This window comes from Catenovulum agarivorans DS-2, from assembly GCF_000568405.1.
GTDB lineage: Bacteria > Pseudomonadota > Gammaproteobacteria > Enterobacterales > Alteromonadaceae > Catenovulum > Catenovulum agarivorans_A.
Genome location: NZ_ARZY01000012.1, coordinates 101,146 through 111,125, shown reverse-complemented (window position 1 = coordinate 111,125; position 9,980 = coordinate 101,146). Strand labels below are relative to the sequence as shown.

General features: G+C 41.4%; 10 protein-coding genes and 1 pseudogene. 9 read left to right on the top strand and 2 right to left on the bottom strand.

All coding sequences use genetic code 11. The features are described from left to right. The 9 genes and pseudogenes from DS2_RS20820 to acpS all read left to right on the top strand — a co-directional run. Positions 1–192, top strand: a pseudogene (locus DS2_RS20820) (hypothetical protein); the annotation flags it as partial. A 133-nt stretch (positions 193–325) separates the two neighbouring features. Continuing rightward, the gene (locus tag DS2_RS08335) at positions 326–766 is read left to right on the top strand and encodes a GNAT family N-acetyltransferase (protein ID WP_035014266.1); all 441 of its coding nucleotides are present in this window, start codon (positions 326–328) and stop codon (positions 764–766) included. Positions 767–1,027: 261 nt separating this feature from the next. Beyond that, positions 1,028–2,827, top strand: coding sequence for a translation elongation factor 4 (gene lepA, locus DS2_RS08330; protein ID WP_035014265.1), 1,800 nt, complete (start codon positions 1,028–1,030; stop codon positions 2,825–2,827). A gap of 19 nt (positions 2,828–2,846) precedes the next feature. Beyond that, positions 2,847–3,800, top strand: coding sequence for a signal peptidase I (lepB, locus tag DS2_RS08325; protein WP_035014264.1), 954 nt, complete (start codon positions 2,847–2,849; stop codon positions 3,798–3,800). Next, entirely contained in the window at positions 3,793–4,458 is a 666-nt protein-coding gene (rnc, locus tag DS2_RS08320) for a ribonuclease III (RefSeq protein WP_035014263.1), read from the top strand. Before lepB ends, rnc begins: the two co-directional genes overlap by 8 nt. A 13-nt stretch (positions 4,459–4,471) precedes the next feature. Further along, complete coding sequence (gene era / locus DS2_RS08315; protein ID WP_035014262.1) at positions 4,472–5,386, top strand: GTPase Era; 915 nt, start codon at positions 4,472–4,474, stop codon at positions 5,384–5,386. Next, positions 5,373–6,095 (top strand): DNA repair protein RecO, encoded by a 723-nt coding sequence (recO, locus tag DS2_RS08310; RefSeq protein ID WP_035014261.1) that lies wholly within the window; start codon positions 5,373–5,375, stop codon positions 6,093–6,095. The genes era and recO overlap by 14 nt, the downstream gene beginning before the upstream one ends. Positions 6,096–6,137: 42 nt before the next feature. Continuing rightward, the gene (pdxJ, locus tag DS2_RS08305) at positions 6,138–6,869 is read left to right on the top strand and encodes a pyridoxine 5'-phosphate synthase (RefSeq protein WP_035014260.1); all 732 of its coding nucleotides are present in this window, start codon (positions 6,138–6,140) and stop codon (positions 6,867–6,869) included. Positions 6,870–6,875: 6 nt separating this feature from the next. After that, positions 6,876–7,241: a holo-ACP synthase gene (acpS, locus tag DS2_RS08300; RefSeq protein WP_035014259.1), complete on the top strand. Its 366-nt coding sequence runs from the start codon at positions 6,876–6,878 to the stop codon at positions 7,239–7,241. 9 nt (positions 7,242–7,250) lie between these two features. On the opposite strand, the gene DS2_RS08295 is transcribed toward acpS, so the two are convergent. Next, on the bottom strand, positions 7,251–9,476 hold the full coding sequence (locus tag DS2_RS08295; RefSeq protein WP_035014258.1) for an amino acid permease: 2,226 nt from the start codon (positions 9,474–9,476) through the stop codon (positions 7,251–7,253). 280 nt (positions 9,477–9,756) lie between these two features. After that, on the bottom strand, positions 9,757–9,972 hold the full coding sequence (gene rpmE / locus DS2_RS08290) for a 50S ribosomal protein L31 (protein WP_035014257.1): 216 nt from the start codon (positions 9,970–9,972) through the stop codon (positions 9,757–9,759). Positions 9,973–9,980: the final 8 nt, after the last annotated feature.

The following is a 9,980-nucleotide window of genomic DNA, read 5'->3' as shown; positions in this document are numbered from 1 at the left end:
GCTGAGATTGGAGTTTTTCTACAGTCTCGTTCTGATGGAATTGGAAGGCACAACATAGTTATTTTAGTCTATGCAGGGAATTTTATGAAAGCTTCTGAATTTGATAAAAAGTTTGATGATGGTGAAGATATTTTATCTAATGGAACACTTAGAAAGTCATCAGGCAAAGCATGGCTAACAAGCGGCTATTAAATTGTTGAAAAGTTGCAAAAAATAAGCGAAAGTCGCTGGCGATATTAAAAGTAAAAAGTAAGTAGACTGTGATGAACTGTTGCTTTGTATTTAGGTTTTTCTACAGTCACGTTAAGTGTCACAAGGAGTTCAAGTGATTGAGCAAGTCTCAAAAGAAAATTTGCCAGAAGTTTTGCCGCTTGTGCGTGCATATCAAGAGTTCTACAAAGTTCAGAGTGTCTGCGACAAAAGAAATTTTGAGTTCTTTTCAAAATTTTGTGGATCTTCAGAGCACGGTAGCCAGTTTCTATTCCGGAAGGAACAAGAGGTAGCTGGTTTTGCAACTGTGTATTTTACGTTCACATCAACAATTACATCAAAGATCGCTATATTGAATGATCTATACACTCTGCCAAAGTTTCGGGGCAATGGTGTCGGTCGTCAGCTGATAGACCATTGTCGAGAGTTCGCAAGAGTTAATGGTGCAGCAAGGCTCCAGTGGGTCACGGCCCCAGATAATGTAGCGGCCCAAAAGCTCTATGATTCAATGGGTACCAGCAAGAGCACTTGGCACTTTTACACGTACAGTACTTAACAAACAGCGGCCATTAATTGGGTTAATTTATACGTTTCAGCTTGGCTGGTGTCTGCTTGTTTATCATCTTGTTGCCAGCCAATTATCTGCAAAAGTGAAGTTAATCATCCCTACCTCGCATTTTCCACCCGCTTAGGTGTATAATACCAACAATTTTTCTGTATCTAAGAAAATACGAGCAAATACACCCGTTAGCTAATCTTAATAGTTAAGGGGATTAAAAATACCTTGTTCGTAGTTTTAGTTTTTTGAGAGTTTAAATTGAGCAAATTCAGTAACATAAGAAATTTCTCCATTATCGCCCACATCGACCATGGCAAATCAACTTTATCAGACCGATTAATTCAAACATGTGGTGGTTTAACTGACCGTGAAATGGCTGCACAAGTTCTAGATTCAATGGAGCTTGAACGTGAACGTGGTATTACCATTAAAGCGCAAAGTGTAACGTTAAATTACACCGCCAAAGACGGCGAAACATACCAATTGAACTTTATCGACACGCCTGGCCATGTTGACTTTTCTTACGAGGTTTCTCGTTCATTAGCTGCCTGTGAAGGTGCTTTATTGGTAGTGGATGCGGGTCAGGGGGTAGAAGCTCAAACGCTAGCCAACTGTTACACCGCTATCGAAATGGATTTAGAAGTTGTACCCATTTTAAACAAAATAGATTTGCCAGCAGCAGAGCCAGAACGCGTCGCTGAAGAAATCGAAGATATAGTTGGCATTGATGCAATAGAAGCTGTGCGTTGTTCTGCGAAAACGGGCATTGGCATAGATGAAGTGCTTGAGGTTATTGTAAAGCAAATTCCGCCACCAGAAGGTGAGCTAGAAGCGCCATTACAAGCTTTGATTATTGACTCATGGTTTGATAATTACCAAGGTGTTGTATCACTTGTACGTGTTAAACACGGTGAGTTGCGTGCCGGCGAAAAAATGAAAGTTATGTCGACCCAACAAGATTATGTGGTTGACGATGTCGGTATTTTTACCCCGCATCAAACTAAAACGGGTGTACTTAAAGCCGGCGAAGTAGGGTATGTAATTGCTGGTATTAAAGACATTCTTGGTGCACCAGTAGGTGATACCATTACAATGGCTCGCAATCCAGCTTCTGCACCTCTGCCTGGTTTTAAAAAGGTTAAACCTCAGGTTTATGCTGGTATTTTCCCTGTTTCAAGTGATGATTTTGAAGACTTACGTGATGCGTTAGGTAAATTAAGCCTAAACGATGCATCTTTGTTCTATGAGCCTGAAAGTTCAACTGCGTTAGGGTTCGGTTTCCGTTGTGGCTTTTTAGGTATGCTGCATATGGAAATTATCCAAGAGCGCCTTGAACGTGAATACGATTTAGATTTAATTACATCTGCGCCAACCGTTGTTTATAAAGTAGAGCAGAAAAGTGGTGAAGTGGTGATGGTTGATAACCCATCATCATTGCCGCCAATCAATAATATTGAGAAAATTTTCGAACCTATCGCTGAATGTAACATCTTAGTACCACAGGAACATTTAGGTAGCGTTATTACCCTGTGTGTCGAAAAACGTGGTGTGCAACGCAATATGTCTTATCACGGCAACCAAGTTAGCGTGGTGTACGACATTCCAATGTCTGAAGTTGTGTTAGATTTCTTCGACCGTTTGAAATCAACCAGCCGCGGTTATGCGTCGCTTGACTACAATTTTAAAGAGTTCCAAGAATCAGACATGGTGCGTGTTGATATTTTAATTAATGGCGACAGGGTTGATGCATTAGCTCTGATTACTCACCGAGATAACGCGCAATACCGTGGTCGTGAAATGGCCGAAAAGCTAAAAGAGCTTATTCCAAGACAGATGTTTGATATAGCGATTCAAGCAACAATTGGTGCTCATGTTATTGCTCGTACAACCGTTAAACAGTTGCGTAAAAACGTTATCGCAAAATGTTATGGTGGTGACGTTTCTCGTAAGAAAAAGCTATTACAAAAGCAAAAGGAAGGTAAAAAACGCATGAAGCAACTGGGCAATGTTGAAGTGCCACAAGATGCGTTTTTAGCTGTACTAAAATTAGGCAAGTAATCAGGATATAGGAATTAGAATGGCCAGTTATTTTTCAATTTTGTTGTTTATACTCACTGTTACAACTGGATTTATATGGTTATTAGATGCAGTGTTGTGGGCGCCAAAACGTAAACAGAAGCTGGCTGCAGCAAGTGGTGCAACACAGTTAGATTTAGAAGAAGATGTTAAACATCGTATCGCGCCGCAACACCCAGTTGCAGAGTTTTCTGAATCAGTATTCCCTGTTATTGCTTTTGTATTTGTATTGCGTTCGTTCTTGTATGAACCGTTTCAAATTCCTTCAGGTTCTATGATGCCAACTTTACTGGTTGGTGATTTTATTTTGGTGGAAAAATACAGTTATGGCCTGCGCAATCCGTTAGCCAACGAAATGCTGGTAGAGTTTGAGCAGCCAGAGCGTGGTGATATTGCCGTGTTTAAATTTCCAAAGAACCCAAATTTAGACTACATAAAACGTGTTGTCGGTTTACCGGGTGACCGCATTATTTATCGCAATAAATATTTGTATATTCAAAAAGCCTGTCCACAAGGTGAGAAGTGCGAGCAAAAGTTTGCCGAAATGGAAAAAGTATTGGTTGAGCGTGGTGAATTTCAACAAGGTCCATATAAGTTAGACAGATATGTCGAAGACTTAGACGGCGTAGCACACGACGTTTTGTTGAGTTATCGCTTACCTGATATGACGGCGCAGTATTACAAACAAAGTGCGACAGCGCGTCGCGATGAGTGGATTGTGCCTGAAGATAGCTATTTTGTGTTAGGCGACAACCGCGACAATTCAGAAGATAGCCGTTATTGGGGTTTTGTTCCGAAAGAAAACTTAGTGGGTAAAGCGGTATTTATTTGGATGAGTTTCGAATTTGAACGCGATGAAGACAGTGCGTTGCCATCGTGGATCCCTACTGGCATTCGTTTTAGTCGTTTGGGTAAAATTCCAGGTGCAAGTGTGGTAGAGAGTGTGAATGAATAACCTGCATACATTATCTAAAACCTTAGGATATCAATTTAATAATATAGACCTATTGGCTCAGGCCTTAACACACAGAAGTGCTAAAGGTGATCATAATGAGCGCCTTGAGTTTTTGGGCGATTCTGTACTCAGTTTTGTTATTGCCGAACGTTTGTACCAGCAATTTCCAAAATGCAAAGAAGGTGACCTTAGTCGCATGCGTTCAACTCTGGTTAGAGGTGAGACGCTTGTTGAGTTAGCTAAAGATTTTGCAATTAGTGACTACTTGGTTTTAGGCCCAGGTGAACTAAAAAGTGGTGGGCATAGACGAACATCTATTTTAGAAGACGCAATTGAAGCAATTATTGGGGCGATTTATCTAGACTCTGATATGCCAACGATTAAGTCACTGATTTTAGCTTGGTATGAGTCACGTTTGGCCGCACTCAAACCTGGGCAAGCACAAAAAGACGCGAAAACTCAATTACAGGAATGGTTGCAAGGTCGTAAGTTAGACTTACCTGAATACCAGATTGAATCGATTTCAGGAAAAGATCACAAGCAAACCTTTACCGTTAATTGTGTAGTGGGCGATAGCCACCAAACACAAGGCAAAGGTTCAAGCCGCCGCAAAGCAGAGCAAGAAGCCGCTCGCGCAATGCTAATTCAACTTACCTAATTGTTGATACATTATGACACTTGATAATTTAGATACTTACTGTGGTTTTGTTGCCATAGTTGGTCGTCCAAACGTTGGTAAATCAACCTTGATTAACCGTATTGTTGGGCAAAAAGTTAGTATAACTTCAAAAAAACCACAAACGACGCGACATCGCGTATTGGGTATTCATACTGAAGGTAAACATCAAACGGTTTATATTGATACACCAGGTTTGCACTCAGATGAAAAACGTGCGATTAACCGATTAATGAACCGTGCTGCCCACAGTTCTTTGGCTGATGTTGCGTTAATTTTGTTTATGGTGGAAGGCACGCATTGGCAAGAAGATGATGAGCTTGTGTTAAAGCGCATTAAACAATCGGGTGCGCCTTGTGTGTTGCTGATTAATAAAGTCGACAATGTTAAAGACAAAGCAAGCTTGTTGCCTCATTTGCAATTTTTAGCCGAGCAACACGACTTTAAAGATATCATTCCAGTGTCGGCGACTAAAGGTGAGCATATAGATACAGTGGAAAAATTGGTTAAATCTAGCCTACAGCCGTGCGAGCATTATTTCCCTGAAGATTATTTCACCGACCGCTCATCACGCTTTATGCTGAGCGAGTTAATTCGTGAAAAAGTTATGCGCAACACAGGCGATGAACTGCCTTACGATACAGCTGTAGAAATTGAACGTTGGCAAACGCAAACAAACGGTGTACTAAAAGTTCACGCGGCAATTTTAGTTAGTCGTGAAGCTCAAAAGCGTATTGTTATTGGTAAAGGTGGCGAAAAAATTAAAACCATTGGCCGTGATGCGCGCTTAGATGCTGAAAGAATGTTAGGTTGCAAAGTCTATTTAGAGTTATTCGTAAAAGTTAAATCAGGTTGGGCTGATGACGATAGAGCTTTGCGTAGCTTAGGTTATGGAGATGACTTCAACTAACCTGCAGCAGGCGATGCTGCTGCATTGCAAGCCATACCGCGAAAATTCTTACATAGGCGACTTTATCAGTGCTGAACATGGAAGAGTGAGTGTATTTTTTCGCAAACCAAAGTCAGGCCCTGCTATGGGCCTGTTTAATTTGTACTTGTTGACATTAACTCCCGGACAAAACGACCTGTTTTTTGTAAAAGGTTATGAGCTTGAGCAAAGTTTTGATGGGTTACAAGGGCACTATTTATTTAGCGCTATGTATGTGAATGAACTGCTTAGTTATCTACTGCCCAAAGCTGAAGTGGACTCGTCTTTTTTTTATTTATACCGCAATACTATCGCCGCCATATATAAGTGCCAGCAAGACAACTCTGGTGAAAATACCAATGAACTAGAAATTTTATTGCGATGTTTAGAGCTTGATTTAATTGCAGAGTTGGGTGTAATGCCAGATTTTTTGCATACCGCGGATGATCATTCTAGAATTGAACCATCAAAAACATATTGTTTTGCACCTGAATCAGGTTGGTTAAAACAAACTAACAGCCCATCAAATATGTGTTTATCAGGCAATTTAATCGAAAAAATTGCAGCCAAACAATTTGCAGAAAAAGGTGAACTTCGAGCGATAAAACAGTTTATGCGTTGTTGGCTTGATCATCTTTTAGGGCATAAAAAGTTAAAAAGTAGAGCATTATTCAGTCAGCCTAAACTTTAGCTGCGCTTGATTGCTCAATTAATTACAGACAAAGAGAACACAATGAAAGAAGTTTTATTAGGCGTTAATATTGACCATATCGCAACCATTCGCCAAGCACGTGGCACTGATTTTCCTGATCCTGTGCATGCCGCCGCAGTTGCCGAGCATGCTGGTGCCCATGGTATTACCGTACATTTACGGGAAGACCGCCGCCATATTCAAGATCGTGATGTTGAGATTTTAGCAAAAACAGTCACAACGCGCTTGAACTTGGAAATGGCGGTTACCGAAGAAATGATTGGTATTGCCCAACAAATCAACCCTGCGTTTTGTTGTTTAGTACCGGAAAAGCGCGAAGAGCTAACCACCGAAGGTGGCCTAGACGTAGCGGGGCAAGAAAAGAAAATAACCTCAGCGGTAGACCGCATAGCAGCGAATGGCACCCAGGTATCTTTGTTTATTGATGCGGATAAAGCCCAAATTGAAGCGGCAAAACGCACAGGTGCACCATATATTGAAATTCACACGGGCGGTTACGCAGATGCTGAAACCGAAGCAGAGCGCGAAGCTGAGCTTGCACGGATTAAAGAAGCGGCTGCTTTTGCTGATTCTATCGGCTTAAAAGTAAATGCAGGCCATGGTTTAAATTATCACAACGTTAAACCTATTGCGGAAATTCCACAAATGATTGAATTGAACATAGGCCACGCAATTATTGCGCGTGCAGCTATTGATGGCTTAGAAAAAGCCATACGCGATATGCGCCAACTTATGGTTGAAGCAAGACTCTAGGTAAGCATTGTGATAGTTGGTTTAGGCACAGACATAGTTGAAATTAGCCGTTTTGATACGGCTAATATCAATGCGATTGCACGGCGTGTTTTAACTAAAGATGAGTTTGTTCTGTTTACCACCCACAAACAAGCCTATCGATTTTTAGCCAAACGCTGGGCTGCAAAAGAAGCCGCGGCTAAAGCATTAGGTACAGGCATCGCCCAAGGTGTTACTTTTCAAGACTTTGTTATTAGCAACAATGACCTTGGAGCGCCAAAATTGAGTTTAACTGGCAAAGCTTTGGAAATTGCTGGTCAAGTTAGCTGCCACTTATCTATTTCAGATGAAAAAAATTATGCTGTTGCGACAGTTATTTTAGAGCGATTATAAACCAAGCGGCTATGCCTCGAAACAAACCCCACCAGCACTATAAACCAAAATAACATCGGCTGTGATACGTGTTGCCATGGTCACTTTGTCGTAGAAAGCTACTTCTTCCTCTTGTGTCGTTGGTGGCTCAAATGGCATAAATAATAGTGCCGTATTGCCTGTTCGTTTGGCGATTATGACATCGTCATTGTCACCAGAAAATACATGAACACTGGCATCAATACGCGCGATGTTAAGTAAATCTTCAATGCCTTTTTGGTACTTGTCAGCAGGGCGACCCATTGGCAAGGTGGCTAAAATTCTAAGTTGTCTAGTGCGCCACTCTGGGTTGCGTTTAAGTAAGTGGCCTAATAACAGCATTAGAGCACCATGTTTTTCACCTTTCCATAAAATGTCGATTCGACCTTGAGGGGGCTCCCATGACTGGCGCTCCTCCACACAGTCGCATAACAGAATACTGCGTTGTTTGCGTGCAGCAATGCGGATAGTGTCGCAGTATTCCTGCCAACGCTCTTTGTTGGTGGTTGTTCCCATCATTACGGTATTGGGTTTAAATGCACCCAACCCATGTGCTTGAAGAATCGTTTTCAACCCTGAACTAATGCCATCATCAGATACAACTACAGGAAATGCTTGTAGTCCTTCTTCGCGAATAAACTTACGAATGCGGTTTTCAGCTTCTTGGCGGCGCTCAATGGTATGATTTCCAGCTGATGGGATAATTTGTGCAATGGATACTATACCTTGCCCAGACGCTAACCATTGGCCGTATTCTGCCAAATGAGGGCGGCTTGTGGGTGAGCCACTTAAAACTAAAATAGAAGGTCGCCAATTTTTGGGGTGGTAACTTTGTTTTTCAAGCGTTAATAGCGCTTTGCGTGCTGCTTCATATGCACGGCCACTTTTTAAGTCGCCCCATCTACTCAATACTTCTTGTGAGCTAATTAACCAATATAATGCAACCATAATAATAATGGAGATTACCGCCCATAGTGGGTTCATTAAAAACATCACTAACACGCAGCTTGCAGCACCTAACAAAGAAATAGACCAATGGGCAAACCGAAATCTTGGGCGATACGATGGATTGCCAACCCAACCTTCATAGAAGCAGGCCAAATTGAGTGTGCCGTAGGTGATCATAAAAAACATACTGATAATTGGGGCAATGGCGTTTAAATCGCCCAGCATAATCCCTAACTGAGCCACTACAAAAGTTAAAATGGTTGCGCGTTTCGGTTCATCGGTTTTGCCTGAACCAACAGCAAAAAAGCGGAATGAGGGCACAATATTATCGCGCGCAAATGCTTGGAGTATTCTTGGTGCGCCCATCATACTAGCCAGTGCGGACGACAATGTTGCAGCAAAAACGCCACCGACGATCAGCGCTCCAGAGACAGAAACTTCTTTAACTATCATCGCATTGCCCAGTAGTTGGTCTTGGCTGCGGCTACCGGCTAATAAAAATCCCATTAAGATATAAATGATTGCGGTAAAAAATATCGCCCAAAGTGTGCCAGATGGAATCGACTTGCTTGGATTTTTTAGATCGCCAGACATATTCGCGCCAGCCATTATGCCGGTTACCGCCGGAAAAAATAGCGCAAACATGGTAAATAAGTTGTCGCTTTCTCTAAAACCAGGCTGAACATTGGTGGCAAAGTTGGCCCAAGATAGATCATCAATTGCACCGATAAAAAATGAACCAACCGCAAGCAACAACAGCGCAAAAATACCGTACTGTACTTTTATCGTCCAACCGGCACCTATGTAAACACAAACAAAGGTAATTAAGTTAACGATACTCGCAATTTGAAAACTAGATAACCCAGTGTTGGGAAAGGTATCTTTAAACGCTTCAGTAAAACCTATTACATACATGGCAACCGAAACAGCTTGCGCTAAAAAGAACACCACACCAATAACAGCACCAAACTCGGCACCTAAACTACGGCTAATTAAAAAGTATGCTCCACCGCCTTTCATTCGAACATTTGTCGCAATGGCCGACAATGAAAAAGCCGTTAAAAGGGTAATTGATTTGGCCGCTAATATAATAACCAAGGCATACCAAATACCAGATTGACCAACAACTTCGCCAAAGCGTAAAAACATAATTACGCCGAGTATAGTCAGCACACAGGGGGTAAATACCCCACCAAAGGTACCAAACTTACTTTGATCATCAGGGGCGGCTTGTTTACTTTCAACAGTTTTTTTAACGATGTCTATCACTTAAATTACCACATATTTCGCAAAGGCAGATTACACAGGCGTAGTGTCAAGCTAACTTCAACTTTGAAGTATAGTTATTGATTTTGAGATTGGCTGAGATGATGCAAACATAACATCTAATTTAATCAGATATAGCAAGTAGTTAGTAGAACTTGTTATTGAATATTTTGTTCTAAGTATATAGCTATAGATTGTTATTTTGCTGGATGGTAAAAACAAAAAACCTCGCAGAAGCGAGGTTTTAGGCATCAAAAATTGATGGAAACTGTAATAGTTTTGCTTACTTCTTAGAGCTAAGCGCACCAAAACGTTTCTTGAAGCGGTCAACACGACCACCAGTATCAACGATACGTTGCTTACCAGTATAGAATGGGTGACATTCTGAACATACGTCCAAGTATAAGTCTTTACCTACAGTTGAACGAGTTTTGATTGTGTTACCACAAGAACAAGTTGCGGTGATTTCTTGGTACTCTGGGTGGATACCTGGTTTCATTTGGATTA